General features: G+C 55.4%; 17 protein-coding genes. 6 read left to right on the top strand and 11 right to left on the bottom strand.

All coding sequences use genetic code 11. From position 1 onward, the window contains the following. Nucleotides 1-34: 34 nt before the first annotated feature. Nucleotides 35-493: a helix-turn-helix domain-containing protein gene (locus WD071_RS11645; protein WP_368048552.1), complete on the bottom strand. Its 459-nt coding sequence runs from the start codon at nucleotides 491-493 to the stop codon at nucleotides 35-37. A 79-nt stretch (nucleotides 494-572) separates the two neighbouring features. Between WD071_RS11645 and WD071_RS11640 the strand changes: the two genes are divergently transcribed. Next, the gene (locus tag WD071_RS11640; protein ID WP_368048551.1) at nucleotides 573-1,067 is read left to right on the top strand and encodes a DUF2938 domain-containing protein; all 495 of its coding nucleotides are present in this window, start codon (nucleotides 573-575) and stop codon (nucleotides 1,065-1,067) included. Here WD071_RS11640 and WD071_RS11635 read toward each other — a convergent pair. From WD071_RS11635 to WD071_RS11625, 3 genes are all read right to left on the bottom strand, one after another. Next, a complete protein-coding gene (locus WD071_RS11635) occupies nucleotides 1,062-1,424 on the bottom strand; it encodes a hypothetical protein (RefSeq protein ID WP_368048550.1) in 363 nt (120 codons plus the stop codon). The genes WD071_RS11640 and WD071_RS11635 overlap by 6 nt on opposite strands. A 92-nt stretch (nucleotides 1,425-1,516) precedes the next feature. Then, entirely contained in the window at nucleotides 1,517-2,158 is a 642-nt protein-coding gene (locus tag WD071_RS11630; protein WP_368048549.1) for a hypothetical protein, read from the bottom strand. A gap of 95 nt (nucleotides 2,159-2,253) precedes the next feature. After that, a complete protein-coding gene (locus WD071_RS11625; RefSeq protein ID WP_368048548.1) occupies nucleotides 2,254-3,765 on the bottom strand; it encodes a hypothetical protein in 1,512 nt (503 codons plus the stop codon). A gap of 252 nt (nucleotides 3,766-4,017) precedes the next feature. Between WD071_RS11625 and WD071_RS11620 the strand changes: the two genes are divergently transcribed. Next, entirely contained in the window at nucleotides 4,018-5,922 is a 1,905-nt protein-coding gene (locus WD071_RS11620; protein WP_368048547.1) for a M61 family metallopeptidase, read from the top strand. A gap of 107 nt (nucleotides 5,923-6,029) precedes the next feature. Here WD071_RS11620 and WD071_RS11615 read toward each other — a convergent pair whose 3' ends face one another. Next, nucleotides 6,030-6,866, bottom strand: coding sequence for an SGNH/GDSL hydrolase family protein (locus WD071_RS11615; protein ID WP_368048546.1), 837 nt, complete (start codon nucleotides 6,864-6,866; stop codon nucleotides 6,030-6,032). A 126-nt stretch (nucleotides 6,867-6,992) separates the two neighbouring features. On the opposite strand from WD071_RS11615, the gene WD071_RS11610 reads away from it, so the two are divergent. Next, entirely contained in the window at nucleotides 6,993-7,907 is a 915-nt protein-coding gene (locus WD071_RS11610; RefSeq protein WP_368048545.1) for an alpha/beta hydrolase, read from the top strand. A 74-nt stretch (nucleotides 7,908-7,981) separates the two neighbouring features. On the opposite strand, the gene WD071_RS11605 is transcribed toward WD071_RS11610, so the two are convergent. Next, nucleotides 7,982-8,830, bottom strand: a complete 849-nt coding sequence (locus WD071_RS11605) for a DMT family transporter (RefSeq protein ID WP_368048544.1) — start codon at nucleotides 8,828-8,830, stop codon at nucleotides 7,982-7,984. Between the two features lie 54 nt (nucleotides 8,831-8,884). Here WD071_RS11605 and WD071_RS11600 point away from each other — a divergent pair, with 54 nt between their 5' ends. After that, nucleotides 8,885-9,181, top strand: coding sequence for an addiction module protein (locus WD071_RS11600; RefSeq protein ID WP_368048543.1), 297 nt, complete (start codon nucleotides 8,885-8,887; stop codon nucleotides 9,179-9,181). A gap of 2 nt (nucleotides 9,182-9,183) precedes the next feature. Next, a complete protein-coding gene (locus WD071_RS11595; protein ID WP_368048542.1) occupies nucleotides 9,184-9,495 on the top strand; it encodes a hypothetical protein in 312 nt (103 codons plus the stop codon). Between the two features lie 48 nt (nucleotides 9,496-9,543). On the opposite strand, the gene WD071_RS11590 is transcribed toward WD071_RS11595, so the two are convergent. Next, nucleotides 9,544-9,750: a helix-turn-helix domain-containing protein gene (locus WD071_RS11590; protein WP_368048541.1), complete on the bottom strand. Its 207-nt coding sequence runs from the start codon at nucleotides 9,748-9,750 to the stop codon at nucleotides 9,544-9,546. Between the two features lie 114 nt (nucleotides 9,751-9,864). Beyond that, entirely contained in the window at nucleotides 9,865-10,770 is a 906-nt protein-coding gene (locus tag WD071_RS11585; protein WP_368048540.1) for a LysR substrate-binding domain-containing protein, read from the bottom strand. 143 nt (nucleotides 10,771-10,913) lie between these two features. Here WD071_RS11585 and WD071_RS11580 point away from each other — a divergent pair, with 143 nt between their 5' ends. After that, nucleotides 10,914-11,312 (top strand): RidA family protein, encoded by a 399-nt coding sequence (locus WD071_RS11580; RefSeq protein ID WP_368048539.1) that lies wholly within the window; start codon nucleotides 10,914-10,916, stop codon nucleotides 11,310-11,312. A 124-nt stretch (nucleotides 11,313-11,436) separates the two neighbouring features. Here the strand turns inward: WD071_RS11580 and WD071_RS11575 are convergent, their stop codons facing one another. The 3 genes from WD071_RS11575 to WD071_RS11565 form a co-directional block, all read right to left on the bottom strand. Then, nucleotides 11,437-11,793, bottom strand: coding sequence for a DUF1840 domain-containing protein (locus tag WD071_RS11575; protein WP_368048538.1), 357 nt, complete (start codon nucleotides 11,791-11,793; stop codon nucleotides 11,437-11,439). Nucleotides 11,794-11,929: 136 nt separating this feature from the next. Further along, nucleotides 11,930-13,321, bottom strand: coding sequence for a CapA family protein (locus WD071_RS11570; protein WP_368048537.1), 1,392 nt, complete (start codon nucleotides 13,319-13,321; stop codon nucleotides 11,930-11,932). 305 nt (nucleotides 13,322-13,626) lie between these two features. Then, on the bottom strand, nucleotides 13,627-14,493 hold the full coding sequence (locus WD071_RS11565; RefSeq protein ID WP_368048536.1) for a hypothetical protein: 867 nt from the start codon (nucleotides 14,491-14,493) through the stop codon (nucleotides 13,627-13,629). Nucleotides 14,494-14,570 lie beyond the last annotated feature (77 nt).

Here is a 14,570-nt window from a genome sequence, read left to right as displayed (position 1 = left end):
TGATCAGCTCAAGGTGTCCACTAAATCGGACGCGTTACCTTGCCCTGGGCAACGTCTTTTTACTACGCTGCTTTTGTGGAAACGTCCGCACACCGTCACTACTAATGGCCCCATAAGCAGCCAATCCAAGCAGACGGCGAAACGTCGGACATTCCATATGGCTTGGCGCAGAACAAACGGCCGCATGCCGAAGACCGTCTCGCATCGCTGTCAGCTTTTTGATGGTTTTATCGAGTTCATCTGCCTTACTGACCAGCATTGCCCGGTCAATGTCTGGTTTGCCCTTGGTTGACCCCAACATCGGGGCGATTTCATCCAGCGAAAACCCCGCCGCACGCCCCAGCGCAATCAGCGCCAGCCGCTCCAGTATGTTAGCGCTGAAAACCCGGCGCAATCCGTGTCGGCCAATGGAGTTTATCAGCCCTTTGTCCTCATAAAAGCGCAACGTCGAGGCCGGCACACCAGAACGTTTGGCTACTTCTGCGATATCCATGATCAGCCCTTGACCTCAAGTCGACTTCAAGTTGTACGCTATCACCAGTTCCAGATCAAGACAACCTAAGGAGGAAACCATGAACAACCTGGTATTCGTACTAATCATCGGCATTGGCGCTACCGCAGTGATGGACTTGTGGAGCATCGTACGTAAATCTCTGCTCAGCATCGCACCCCCAGACTACGGCATGGTAGGACGCTGGCTGGCCCACATGGTTCATGGGCAGTTCCTGCATGACGCTATTGCCGCATCATCTGCCGTGCGCGGCGAACGTATCCTTGGGTGGACGGCCCACTACCTGACAGGCATCGCATTCGCTGCCATATTGATCGGTATCTGGGGGGACTCATGGGTTTACAATCCAACGATAGGTCCGGCGCTCACGGTTGGCATCAGTACCGTTGCCGCCCCCTTCCTGTTGATGCAGCCAGGCATGGGTGCCGGCATTGCCGCCTCCCGAACAAAAAACCCGGCCGCCGCCCGAGTGCAGAGCCTTATCACACATACCGTTTTTGGTGCCGGTTTATATGTCTCGGGCTGGGCAGTGCAAAGCTCGTTGAGCCAGCTATAAAAATGTATGAATGTCATCCAGATCTATATTCACGACCTTGTTCTCCGGGCCAATCTCTATCAGATAGATCACATCGCTTGATCCCATACCGAGCATAAAGGCCCCATCATTAACTATCCCCAGGAAGGCACCTCGTGAATTTTCTTTGAAGCATGTTCGTTCAGGAGACCCGGGGCGCTTTTCCAGTTCGTCACACGTCATAAAACCGTAATCTCGCCTGCGCGTATCCAGGAATGCCGCAACTGCATCTGCATCCAGGCCTTCTTCAATAATCAAGTCAAACTCATCGTATTCCGTGGTACAGCGCGCAACCTGAAGCGCCCAGAAAAAAACCAGTATGAATTTCAGGTTGATCATTGTGCTGATCCAAATTCGGGGCATCTACGCCGCAGTGCGCCTGACAAAAACAGTGGATTAGTCACTTTTCGATTGGCTGACAAACCGAGAGATCACAGTTGCTTATGCACGGTTCTCTCCATCTGCGTTGCCTTAAGGCAAATCGTGGAGTCCTCAACATGCAACTCACCAGGGAACGGCTTCTTTTCTGACTTAAATTCCCATAGAACGCTATAACGCTGACTATGCACCATCTCATCAAACGATTCCTGAAAAGCTTCGGGCGTGGGATTGCTTTCAGTCCTCAACCCATAGCCGATCAAAATTTCTCCATCTCCGGATGCGCCGACCATCGCTGGGTCATAAGATAGTGACACGCGTACTATTGGTGGCAATTGATTGTCAAAGCGATAGTACACTGAGGGCCAATTTACCGTCGTGTCCTCGGCATTTCTCCATATATTTCCACTGAGCAGCCATAATTCATCTGGATTACTTTTGAATCGAGCTCCAACAAATATATCGCCGGCTTTGGTTTGATTTTCGTTGGCGATGATTAAATGATGATTGAGACGGAGATTAAATCCTCCCTCAGTGTATTCTCTATGCAGAGATGTCTGCGCGAAGCAGTACTCTGCAGGTTCAGGGAACATCGTTGTTTCCGGGGGTTCTGAGATTACTACCTGTGCATGGGCTGTACCAAAACTCAGCAAGGAAACGATTGTGGGCAGCAGGATGTAACTATGGCGTTTCATGTTAGGATGCTCCTTATGTTCGAGTTTAAACGCCTAACAGTTTTATCGTGCGTCAGCACGAATAACGGGTGGCTAGTATGGTTCATCTACTTTTACTACTCTTCCAGACTGATCAGTTCAAAGGCCGGGGGTTCGGTTTCGGGCATCAGGCGAAAAGTTGCGCTAGCGGCCGATTCGGTGCCGTCGGCCTGCATCAGCACAAGGTCGGGCAGCATCAGCAGCCCGCTGCTTTCGTCGAAGCTCGCGGCATTGTCAGTCACTGGTGCATCGTTGGTTGAGGAGAGTTCTGTCAGGCTGCTCACCCGGAACATGCCCCGCTGGCTGTCTACGTTGGCGAGCACGGCGCGATAGAGGTTGTCACCGATCTTCAAGACCGGGACGAGCAGTTCGTCATCCAGATAGCTGGCCCTGTCGTCGGCCCGTTGCCGTTCCGGCGCGCCGCGCACCAGCCAGAAGCCGGGCATCGTCATCGCGCCACCTTCGTTATCGACCACGGGATGCCGGGTGGTCAAAAGCCCGATGCCGCGTCTATACGTTCCGGTCTGGGGCGGTCCTTCATATCCGTAGACACTCGCGGCACCGACAACGGGCAGATTGTGGCCCCAGATGCCGGGCTCATCGGCGGTGACGCCGTGCACGGCCAGTGCAGTCGCCGATATGCCGGGGGCCAGTAACCGCATAAACTCGGCAAGCGGGGCGCCAAACTCATGATCTGCCGAGGGCGCGCGAATGCTTAACGCTTGTGCCGCCCGGCCCTCCGCGTGCAGATAATTCAGCACTAATTGCTCAACCTGGGACGCTCTGGCCAGCTGGAATCCCTGCAGGTAGTCTTCGGTTGCCAGTGCATGCAACGCATCTTCCATGCGCAGGCCGACGGTTGCATGCAAGCGCATCCAGTCGTAGCCGGTGTTGGGGTCACGCACCAGCAGTTGGTCATCAGGTTCACGCAGGTCCGCCACTTGCAGCGCCTGGCGTTCCGGTACCGGCGAGAGAGCGGCGTTGGGTGCGGGCAAATCTGGCGGGTTATCAACGGCGATGGAAACACTGTCCAGAGTGCGGGAGGGCGTGGGCAGACTGACCCCGCTGTCAGTTGGCATCACTGCGAGCACAGGCTCAATCGTAACGCTGGGCATCTGCTGCAGCGTGGCATCGGCGTAATACATCTCGCCGACCGTGATATAGCGCGACTGCCCGGGCTCAATCGTTAATATGCCGCAGTTATTGCGGCACCGTTGCAGAACATACAGGTCGGCGTCATCCTGCTGGACGCCTATACTGACCAGCACACTCTGCTCATTGCCATTGTGCACATGGGCATGAAGCACAAAGGTCTCTCCCACGTCGATGGACTCGGGATAAATCAATTGCACCGACATTCTCTGCAACCACTGTTCAAGCTGCTCCGGGGGGACGGTATCAGAAATGAACTGCGCGACTGCCTGCATGGGCAGCATGAGTAGCACGGAAACGCTGAGCGCACACGCCCATGCCATCAGGAACCTGGCGCCTCGTATAGCTCGTAAAGTAAGAGAAGTTGTTCGGGTCTGGTCGGCAGAAGTACGACGGGATTGAATCAGGATTGGTGGTGTTGTCATGCGATCCGGCATGGTTAATCTCCTTGTAATTGGCCTGGTCAGGCGACGACTGTTTTCCTGTAAATTCCCTGCAAATTCCCTGCAAATTTCCTGCAACAGGCAAATGCACAGGTGAATACCGTTACTGAATGGTATAACGAAAAACTCGTTCTGATCATCTTCCCACCATTCCGGGTGCCAGACAAGACTGCTTCGCCGATGAAATGGGGCCGTGCCTGGACACCCGATTTTGGGTTATCCTTCAGGTACTTCGGAGGATAGTTTATGAACGTTACACAAACACACGTCAGCCCTGAACGCAAAACCCTGGCTGCGGCCCTGCTGTCGGTTGTACTGATCTGCCTGAGCTGGACAGTGAACGCCGCTGAAACCAGCTACCGGGTGGACCTGTCCGAGCGCGCCATGCAACAGGTGACCATCGAGGCCCGATTCAGCGAGGTGACGGGAGACACGCTGGATTTCCATCTGCCCGTGTGGCGCTCCGGACTGTATCTGGTGCTGGACTTTGTTGGCACCGTGTCCGGCCTGGAGGTCAGCGATGGTAATGGCGAGGCGCTGGCTTTCGAGCAGACCGCCAAGTCGTCCTGGCGGGTCAGCAGGCCCGATTCAGGTACCGGAGACGTCGTGGTGCGCTACCGTGTGTATGCGAACAGCCTGAACGACCGTACTCGCCATGTCGATAGCGAGCATGCCTTTCTGAACCCGGCCGCGGTGTTTGTTTATGCTGATCAGCTTCGCGACCTGCCCATAGAACTTACCCTCGACCTGCCAGATGGCTGGCAGGCGGCCAGCGGCATGGAACAGCCGGATCGGGGTCGCTTTGTCGCACCGCATTATGATCGTCTGGTGGATTCACCGATTGAGGCAGGCACCTTCGACCTGGTCACCTTTGAAGCGGCTGGCATGACCATCGATTTTCTGATCCACGGCATCTGGGATGGCGATGAAGAGCGACTCGCCCATGATATGGGCGCCCTGGTGACAGCAACGGCCGAGGTGTTTGCCAGCGCCGACCGGGGCCTGCCGACCGACTACTACCTGTTCATCCTGCACAGCGGCGACGGCCTGGGTGGAGGTACCGAGTACTACAACAGCACGCTGGTCCATACCGACCCGCGCGCGTTCTGGGACGAGGATCGCTGGCAGGGCTTTCTGGGACTCATGGCCCATGAGTTTTTCCACACCTGGAACGTCAAGCGCTTCCGGCCGGCCGCTATCGACCGCTATGACTATCAGGATATCAATTACACGGAACTGCTCTGGGTCGCCGAAGGCCTGACCAGTTATTACGATCAATTGCTGCCGGTGCGCGCAGGTCTGGTACCCGTGGCGGATTATCGTGAGCAGCTTGCCGATGCCATCAGCAGCGTGGTCGATGCGCCCGGTTACAGTCAGGACACACTGGCACGCGCCAGCCTGGAGGCCTGGACCAAAGGTTTTCACCGCGGTGCCGACCGGGCGCCGGACAAACCCAACCGGACGGTGTCCTTTTACAGCCAGGGCGGACTGCTGGGGCTTGTGCTCGACCTGGAAATTCGTCGGGCGAGTAACGACGGCCGCAGCCTGGATACCGTCATGACCTCACTGTATGACGACTTCCCGCTGGGCGGCGGTGGTTTTACCTATGCCGATTTTCGCGAGCGCCTGGCAGCGGCCGGCGGTGACGCATTGGCCGAACAACTGGACGGCTGGGTATACGACACCCAGCCACTGCCGCTGGCCGACGCCCTGCAATCGATAGGCTGGGTGCTCGACCGCGAGGATACCAGCGAGGCCGAGGTCCAGGTGTCCCTTGATGCATCGTTGCGCGGTAATCCCCCGGTGGTGTTTTCGCCCCGCCTGGATGGCGCAGCATGGCGCGCCGGTATCAATGCCGGTGACGAACTGATGGCGCTGGATGGGGTCCGCATCGGCAGCAACCTGGATGCCCTGTTCAGGCGTTACAGCCCCGGCGATGAGGTTGAGTTCACACTGTTTCGTGATGGCAGGTTAAAAACCGTACCGGTGACACTGAATCCGGTACGCGGCGATCACGAACTTGAGGTGGATGAGGATGCCAGTGAGCAGGTTCAGCGTGTGCGGACCGACTGGCTTGGTGGTGCTGAAGAGGACAGTGCTGAAGAAGACGGCGAAGAGGAAGACGGCGAAGAGGAAGACGGCGAAGAGTGATGTCCGGTACAAGCCCGATCGCAGCGCTGAGCTTTTGCCCCAGCGCTGCATCGGCCTGGTATATTTGGTCGCCGGTGTAGTGCATTTTCACCGGCAAAAGACTCTTGTCACTGGTGACCCAGCGCCGCCAGCACCAGGCGTGCCATTTCCTCATAACCCTCTGCGGTGGGATGGTAACGAACGCCACTGCTCGCCACAACATTGCCGTTAATCCAGCGCTCGGTCACGGGATCTGCGCACGGTCCATGACCTTCGCCCAGCACATAACTATCGGCAATCAGATTCTGTTGTGTGGCCGACACGTTCACAAAAATATCCTGAAGCGTTTGCCCGAGCGCTGCCAGATAACGCGTATCTTCTGCACTGAGTTCCAGCTCCGCACAACTGACGGCGTCGTCAGGAAATACCCGGGGATAGGTCACCAGCACAACAGCGGCCTGGGGCGCTTTGTCCCTGATGGCCTCAATGGTTGCCGCAAGTTTTGCGGGCAGTTGACTGACCGCGTCATTGATCGCGTCCTGGTTAAGATTGGCGGTGCAGTTTTCCTCTACCGACGTGCCAGCGCAGGCAAATGTCGACGCCGTGTAGCGGATGTCATTGCCACCAATGGTGACGGTGACCAGCATCGTGTCAGCCGTGACAGCATCGATCTGCGGAGCCGCCCCGTTCTGCGGCGTATGGCGGATGTTGTCCGTGGTAGCACCATTACAACTGACGTCAACCAGTGACAGGTCAAGCGCTTCGGCGACCAGGTTTGCGTAGTTGCGGCTTGAGCGACCGCAGTTGCCCAACTGCTCAGGTACCCCAGGCCCCGCTGCAAATGAGCTACCCAGAGCGACATACCTGGCACCCGGCTGCAAGGTGTCGACAAGTGCCTGGGCATGCCCCAAGGTAGCGGCAAGCAGGGCGCAGCCCAATGTGACGATCGTTGTTATTCTTGTCATTGCTGTCTCCGGATCTTTACCAATGATTTCACGCCTGCTCGCCGCCCGACACACCGCATCTGGACTTCGCCATTCAAAAATCCTATTCTGCAGGCATCTGTTTGCAAACAACCACAGGGAACCGGCATGCCCAATCTACTGCTAATTCGCTTTCTGTTCATCGCATTCCTGACCCTCGGTTTGCCTGTCACAGCGTTCGCTCAACAGCTGCCAACCAAACATATCATCAACTCAGACGGGCATCCAATGGCGCTCTGGGAAAAATCTGTGGCAGATCCGAAAGGCCACATACTGCTGCATCACGGGCGCACATGGAGCGCCCTGCCTGATTTTGACTTGCAGGTTCCCGGGGAAGATCTGTCACTGATGGCGGGCTTCAACGCCCTTGGCTATAGTGTCTGGGCCTTGGATGCGCGTGGTTATGGCAGCACGCCACGCGATGCCAGTGACTGGCACACGCCCGACAAGGCAGCCATGGATCTGGCGGTGGTACTGGACTGGTTGCAGGAGCGCACAGGGCAAAAGATTAACGTGTGGGGCTGGTCATACGGCTCCATGGTCGCACAGCTGACTGCCCAGCGTTTTCCCCAGGCCATTCGCAGTGTCACGCTGTTTGGTTACCCCACTGACCCCGATGCAGACGTGCCAGTTGTCGCTGGTCAGACTGAACCTGAGCGCCGCCAGAATACTGCCGAAGCGGCGGCCTCTGACTTTATTGTGCCCGGATCCATCAGTGAGGCTGCCATTGCTGCCTTTGTAGACGCAGCGCTTGCTGCAGACCCGATCAGGGCTGACTGGAACCAGTTGCATCAGTGGAACGCACTGGATGGTGAGGCACTGGATGTGCCTGTGATGTTGTTACAAGCCGAGTTCGACCCACTGGCAAACACCGATGCACATGCCCGCTTCTTTGTGAAGATTGCCAATCCAAACAAGCAGTGGGTCGTGCTTGCCGGCGGTGATCATGCAGCATTGCTGGAAACGCCGCGGGCGCGGTTGATCCAGGCGTCAGTGGATTTTATTGAATGGTTGGGGCTGTAGGCTTGTGGCTGAACCTGAAGCGCAGGACGAATTGTTTGCCGACACGAACAAGCTCTGGACCGGATTTGGCGTCACTATGACCGCTCCCAGAGCAAATTCATTAGATTGCCCGCAACGATCAATCCTGCGCCCACAGCCAGGTAACCGTCTATATGCTCACCGTATAGTGCATACCCCACTAGCGCTATGAGCGGCAGTCGCAGAAAATCCATCGGAATAACCAGCGTGGCATCTGCCAACATAAGGGCACGAACCATGCAGTAGTGAGCTGTAAGCCCGGTAACACCCACCACAATCAACCAGGGCCAGTGCGATGCTGTGGGAGTGACCCAATCAAAGACGGCGGGCAGTAATCCCAGAGGAAGCTGAATCAACATCATGTAGAAGAGGATGCAAAGCGTGCTATCACGACCGGAAAGCTTTTTCGTGAGAGCGTGCGACAATCCATAAGCGATGGCACCGCCCAGCATTGCAACAGCCGCCGGATGAATAACGGCCGACCCAGGGCGAAGAATAACCAATACACCTACAACACCCAGCACGATGGCCAGCACCCGCACCGCTGTGATGCGCTCGGCCAGGAGGGTTGCTGCGAACACAGCGGTCCAGATCGGTACTGTGAACTCAATGGCAAAGACAGCGGCTAGCGGAATAAAGGCAATGGCGTAGAACCAGCCAAATTGACCGCAGAAGTGAGCCACATTTCTAACGAGATGAACTTCAATATTCTTCAGGGAGATCTGCTGCCAACCCGTTCGACTTAGAATAACCGAGATGACCAACAATCCGATTAGACTGCGGATAGCCAGGATCTGGAAAGTGCCGAAATCTTCTGAAAGCTCACGCGCCGCAACTGCCATGGCCGCGAAGGAAAGCAGCGTGCCGCCCATCCAGGCAGTGGCAAGCAGAACCGGATGGTGCATTTTCTCTAGCTCCTCTCAACGCGCTCTAACGCCGCCACCACAAGCGGCCTTGTTATGGGGTATTTTTTGCTGCATCATTTAACCGATATCACTTTGTCCATTTTGGTAGATACGATGAATACAGCCCAACTTGAAAGTATCACGAGCGCCGCTATGACATTGTCTGAGCGGGAGCGGGCCAAACTTGCACACGATTTGGTAGCAAGTTTGGATGGCCCCGCCGATATCAGTGTCGCAGAGGCTTGGGATGCTGAAATTTGCCGTAGAATCAATGACATTGAAGCTGGCAAAACTGAACTCTTGGATTCAGATGAAGCCATTGCACGCGCCAGGGATCGGATAAGGAGCTGATTTTGAAAGTAAAGGTTAGCACGGAAGCTACCGAAGAACTGATCGAAGCTGCCGCTTGGTATGAGCTGGAAGTCCCCGGCCTTGGAGATCAGCTGATCGATACATTTGAGCAAGCGACAATCAAGCTCAGTGAACCCAATCCGCCACTTGTCCCCGTGGTTGGCGAAGCTGCCAGGATGGGAGCAAAAAGACTTATCCTTCAACGATTCCCTTTCTCCATTGTGACGATAGAAAATAGTCAAGCGATAACAATTATCGCTTTCGCTCATCACTCCAGAAAGCCTGGTTACTGGCACGAGCGAATCACCCCATAACACCCGCGCTCAACAGCGCAGTGAAACTGCGCCTGTTGCAATCGTTGGTTATGCGGCTGATTCATGCTCGACATCCCAGCCTGGAAATACCAATACGGCAGGATGACACCGCAGCGCTTTAGCAAAAACTTTTGCACGATCAACGCCAAGGCGTACGCGATTATTCTCAATAGCGGAAATTGTTGATTGCGCAATGCCCGTTGCAACAGCCAGGTCGTTCTGACTCATCTCTTGCAGCTCACGCAATATACGCAACGAATCCCCTACATACCAAATAGAGTATATACCATATAAAGTATGTCACGAGTGTTCGCTTAACCGCGATTGCGGAAGCGGGCCTGTCGCTGACGCATCCGACCATGGTCTTCGCTATCGCGCATTCGGCGACATCAAATCGACAACCCAATCGATAAACACGCGTAATTTTGCACTGACATGCCGGTTTTGCGGGTAGGCAACGTATAGCGGCATTGGCTCGAGCTGCCAGTCTTCGAACAAGGGGACAAGTTCACCGCCGCTCAATGCGTCCCTGGCCACGTAGGTAGGCAACGACAGGATGCCCAAACCGGCAAGACCGGCCGCCAGAAGTGCATTGCCGTCATCGGCCGACAGCAGGTATCGGCCTTGCACGGTGATGCTTTCACCCTGCTTTTTCAGGACATAGGGTAACGGCTTGCCGGTGCGCTCCCAGGTGAAACCAACCACGCAATGATCCGGACCTGCCAACTCCTTTGGGTGGGACGGAACACCCACCCGCTCCAGATAGCCCGGCGCAGCATAGAGGCCGAACGGCAAATCACCCAGACGGCGCGCGACCAGTGACAGATCGGTCAGTTCACCGCCACGCACTACGCAGTCGACGCCTTCGCCAACAATGTCCACTGCCCGATCGCTGACACCCAGATCGAGCTGTATATCGGGGTACTGTGCATAAAACTGCGGTAACGCAGGTATCAGAATAAAGCGAGCCAGCGGGCTTGGCACATCAACCCGCAACCGACCGCGGGGCGATGCAACCGCACTGGATACGCTGGTTTCGGCATCGTCCAGATCTGCCAGTAACTTTACAGCTCGCTCATAGTAGGCGGCGCCATCGGCAGTCACATTCACTTTACGGGTAGTGCGGTTGAGCAGCTTTACGCGCAGGCGTGCCTCCAGCTGCTGTATCAATTGGGTGAGGCTGGTCTTGTTCATGCGCAACGTTTCTGCCGCTTTGGTAAAGCTGCCTGTTTCGACCACCCGAACGAAGGCTTGCATGGCGTTGAACCGGTCCATTGTTACTCCAGACTCATTTGGATTGTTTGGATTATACAAACAATGTTAATGGGAAGGGGCCGTTTATTGATCATCAGTATCCATCTAAAGTACCTCCATCATTCACCACGGTCCATGACGACCAATCAATGACGGAGCTTCACATGACAAAACGTGACGTTGTTTTCCCACCCGGCAGGCAAGCATTGTACGAGCAGAACCGCTACTCGCCGGCACTGCGTTCCAATGGTTTTTTATTTGTATCTGGCCAGGTCGGTAGCCGCGAGGACGGCTCGCCCGAACCGGATCTGGAAAAACAGGTGCAGCTCGCCTTCGATAACCTGAATGCCATCCTCAAAGCGGCAGGCTGTACATTTGAGGATGTGGTCGACACCACTCTGTTCGTTGTCGACCCGGAGTCGAATTTCGACAAGGTCATGAAAGTTGTGCATGACAACTGGGGAGACGCACCCTACCCAACACTGACCGGCATTGGGGTGACCTGGCTGTTTGGATTTCAGTTTGAAATCAAAGTCATTGCGCGACTGCCAGAGGCAGATTGACCACTTGCCTGTGCTGTTGCTACAAGCCGAGTTTGACCCACTGGCAAACACCGATGCCCATGCCCGCTTCTTTGTGAAAATTGCCAACACAAACAAGCAGTGGGTCGTGCTTGCCGGCGGTGAATCAATCCGGCCGCCACATCACGTAGCCGTCAGCATCCCTGGCTCGACGCAGCATTGTGACCAGTGGCTCGGCCCGGGCTGGCAAAGGCACCTCTTTGGGTTCATCACTTTCCTCATCGTCATCCCAGCCATCGCCCTCCTCCGGCTCATCAGGGCTAGCGTTGGCTGGACTGTCCTGCCCACGCGCCTGTACCCGCGCAATTGTTGACACCAGTCGTTCCAGTGCAGAGGCCAGCGCCTCACCACTGACCGACCCCTCCGTACTGCCACCGTGACCCATCATGGTCAGCAGTTGATCGGCGGTACTGCCAAGCATGACAAATTCCGCTGACTCCTCACTGTAGAATTTGATTAGCATCGGTGTCGCTCCTGAAGTGTTTAGTGCAGACAGCGCTGAATTGATAGGGATAGCGCCCAACAAGCCGGCTGTGGCCCTAAGGAAATTGCGGCGCTGCATAGCTAATGGCTCCAACTGATGAAGGGGGGGCAAATGCTTACGGCCGAATAATGCCAATTCCGTTTTCAATAGTAATGGTCGTTCCTAATGGTTCCGAAAGCCTCTGCAGGCGCTCAAGGATGCGCTGAGCGACCTCTGGGGGTGCGATTACCGGAATGCCTCGACGGGCAAGTTTCTCTTCTTCGTAGCCCAGTTCTATCGGATGCAGCCGAACTTCGTAGAGTTCATTATTGCGAAATTCATTTACAGCAATAATGCTTTCATATTTGACTGGTATTTCCTCGAATCCCGGTGGGCCGACTGCCCGGCCGGGCGCGCCGCGACCTGCCAACCCGATCACATCCATCTGGCGGATAAATTCATTCAGACCGTAGAAGATTGGCCGATTTTTGTAGATCTCGATTCCACGCAAGGTGTGCACACCTGTGCCCTGAATGATGTCCGCACCATTGTCGATAGCCTGCCGGGAGAATTCAGGGAGGTAACCGGGAATACTAGGATTGGTATCCAGATGCTCACCTTCGTCCAGACCTTCACCACGAAACCCGCCGCGTGAGTCATGAAAATGGTGGGCATGAATCGCGACAGTGATAAGGTCGGAGATTCTTTTTCCTTCAGTAACTGCGGTCATGATGTCGCGCACGTCGCCTTCGTTTACTTCAAATGAGAAGTAGGGTTCAGTAACATCCGGCGCTGCCTTACGGAAACTCTGGCCAAGAAATTGAATATGGTCGTCAGTGTTGGCCCCGCGTGCAAAATGGCTTGTGCCATTAGGGAAAAGATCTCGCAAAGTGCTTACTGCATGCCAGTCGCTTTGTGGCACCATAAACTGTCGCTGCACCCGCAATGGACTCAGTCCACCTCGGCCGGGCCACTCCCCGCTCATCGGAGCCGCGTACGGCTGATAGTCAGAGGCTGCCACCATACCCACACGCCCCCGTTCGCTACTGACAAACCGGGCTGCCCGAGCGGCCCAATACGTCTCCCCGTAGCCGGCGTGCTGAATGCCGACGCGTTCAAGGTGCTTACCTGTTTCTTTCAAGCCTTCGATGCCGAAGTCATTAGCGTGATTATTGGGCCGCGCAACGATGTCGATACCCATTTCTTTCAGCCACTGTGCAGCCGCCGGCTCAGCACCAAAGCCACCCGGGGCTGACCCGCGGAAGGTACGCCCATCAATAATCTGTGTCTCAAGGTTGCCGGATACAACGTCCACGCTATGCAACAAATCAACCACCTCCGAAAAACCAGGCGTGTTCAACATTTGCTCCAGTGAGTATGCGATGATGATGTCACCGACCACTGCAATCGTGAAACCGTCATCTACCGTGGTGGCGAGTTCCGATTGCGGGACTTCCTGCGCCACCACGCTGCCTGCGAAGAACACAGGCAACAGTGGGGCAATTGCTTTCCTTAGAATCCTGGACATGGAGATGACTCCTGTATTTTTGATTGTTCTTATTGATACATGGTGAGGATACCTTACTCCTTCACGATGTGCAGGGAATCAGTCGTTATAAAAACGTTTCCGCTGAAACGTTTTTGAGGCAGCTCTAGTCCACATCTTTCGCACTAACCACCCGAAACTGCATCGGATCAGTACCCGGAACCAACACCATCTGCACATCAAAATAGACAGTGTCGTCGGGGAAGACAAAATAGCCCAGGCGCGGGATCTGCAGGATCACGTTGATATGGATATCATCCGCGTACGCATACGCCGTGCGCCCCAGGCTATCGGTGACAATGGCATGCGGGCCCCTTGATGTGCAGATTGCCGGAGAACAGGTAATCATCCTCATAGTACATCTGCCAGAACAGCACATCGATGCTGTCGCCCCGGTTGAGCGGGAACTGACCGTTATACAGACACTTGAAGCGACAGGAAATCTGCCGGAACGCGCCGACATGACTACCCAGATGACGATCGGAGCCAAGAATAAAATGCCCGGCAATAGGCTCATCACCCTGATTGTGCAAGGTGCCTGACACCTCGATATGACTGCCGGCACTCACCGTGTCAGGATAGTCCAATACCAGCGAGGCTTTGATGTCTGCCGAACCCGCTTTTGCATTGGTAGTGTTTAACGCGTTGAGCGCAGCGGGATCACCCTGCCCGTCGGGCGCCACAATCGCCACGAAGTCACGCCGTAGGTGCACGTCATTGATGCTCCTGTACTCAGTGCCGGAGAGTTTCAGGCTGATGTTGGAAATCCTGATCATATGACCAGCAGGTGCACCGGCGCTGACCTGAAGCGTATTCCAATAGAATTGTGCTGAGGTGCCGGGGTGGAGCGGAAAGCCTAGGGCGGAATCGACCGGGCAGAGTGGCTGACCACAGGTGTTATTTACCTCCAGTTCCGCGTATGGCTGCAATTGCCCGTGGTTGGAGCTGTAACCGCCACCGCCGTAGCGTTCGACAGATGTGCCGGAGTCTGCGGGGTTGGTGATTTCGATGTCCAGCGTGGTTTCGCCGCCGGGGGTAATGTAGGTGCGATCGGTTATCAGGTCGGCGGTGATGGGGCTTTGGGCAGTGGCTTGGAATGGCAGGACAGTTAGGAGTAGCAGGACGGCGACTCTGGTAATATTAAGTGTGTACATGGGTTACGTCCCTATATTTTTGTGAGCATTGGAATGTAACATTGCAGCGTTTGGGCTAGGGTCAAGATTAGAAGTCT

The sequence above is a fragment of the Pseudohongiella sp. genome (assembly GCF_040877505.1).
Lineage (GTDB): Bacteria > Pseudomonadota > Gammaproteobacteria > Pseudomonadales > Pseudohongiellaceae > Pseudohongiella.
The sequence above is the reverse complement of the archived record's forward strand: the minus strand, read 5'-3'. Positions and strand labels throughout refer to the sequence as shown.

What these genes read in the sequence shown, in the direction of transcription:
- WD071_RS11645 (WP_368048552.1), bottom strand. Translation starts at nt 493, where the DNA reads ATGGATATCGCAGAAGTAGCCAAACGTTCTGGTGTGCCGGCCTCGACG.
- WD071_RS11640 (WP_368048551.1), top strand. Translation starts at nt 573, where the DNA reads ATGAACAACCTGGTATTCGTACTAATCATCGGCATTGGCGCTACCGCA.
- WD071_RS11635 (WP_368048550.1), bottom strand. Translation starts at nt 1,424, where the DNA reads ATGATCAACCTGAAATTCATACTGGTTTTTTTCTGGGCGCTTCAGGTT.
- WD071_RS11630 (WP_368048549.1), bottom strand. Translation starts at nt 2,158, where the DNA reads ATGAAACGCCATAGTTACATCCTGCTGCCCACAATCGTTTCCTTGCTG.
- WD071_RS11625 (WP_368048548.1), bottom strand. Translation starts at nt 3,765, where the DNA reads ATGCCGGATCGCATGACAACACCACCAATCCTGATTCAATCCCGTCGT.
- WD071_RS11620 (WP_368048547.1), top strand. Translation starts at nt 4,018, where the DNA reads ATGAACGTTACACAAACACACGTCAGCCCTGAACGCAAAACCCTGGCT.
- WD071_RS11615 (WP_368048546.1), bottom strand. Translation starts at nt 6,866, where the DNA reads ATGACAAGAATAACAACGATCGTCACATTGGGCTGCGCCCTGCTTGCC.
- WD071_RS11610 (WP_368048545.1), top strand. Translation starts at nt 6,993, where the DNA reads ATGCCCAATCTACTGCTAATTCGCTTTCTGTTCATCGCATTCCTGACC.
- WD071_RS11605 (WP_368048544.1), bottom strand. Translation starts at nt 8,830, where the DNA reads ATGCACCATCCGGTTCTGCTTGCCACTGCCTGGATGGGCGGCACGCTG.
- WD071_RS11600 (WP_368048543.1), top strand. Translation starts at nt 8,885, where the DNA reads ATGGGGTATTTTTTGCTGCATCATTTAACCGATATCACTTTGTCCATT.
- WD071_RS11585 (WP_368048540.1), bottom strand. Translation starts at nt 10,770, where the DNA reads ATGGACCGGTTCAACGCCATGCAAGCCTTCGTTCGGGTGGTCGAAACA.
- WD071_RS11580 (WP_368048539.1), top strand. Translation starts at nt 10,914, where the DNA reads ATGACAAAACGTGACGTTGTTTTCCCACCCGGCAGGCAAGCATTGTAC.
- WD071_RS11575 (WP_368048538.1), bottom strand. Translation starts at nt 11,793, where the DNA reads ATGCTAATCAAATTCTACAGTGAGGAGTCAGCGGAATTTGTCATGCTT.
- WD071_RS11570 (WP_368048537.1), bottom strand. Translation starts at nt 13,321, where the DNA reads ATGTCCAGGATTCTAAGGAAAGCAATTGCCCCACTGTTGCCTGTGTTC.
- WD071_RS11565 (WP_368048536.1), bottom strand. Translation starts at nt 14,493, where the DNA reads ATGTACACACTTAATATTACCAGAGTCGCCGTCCTGCTACTCCTAACT.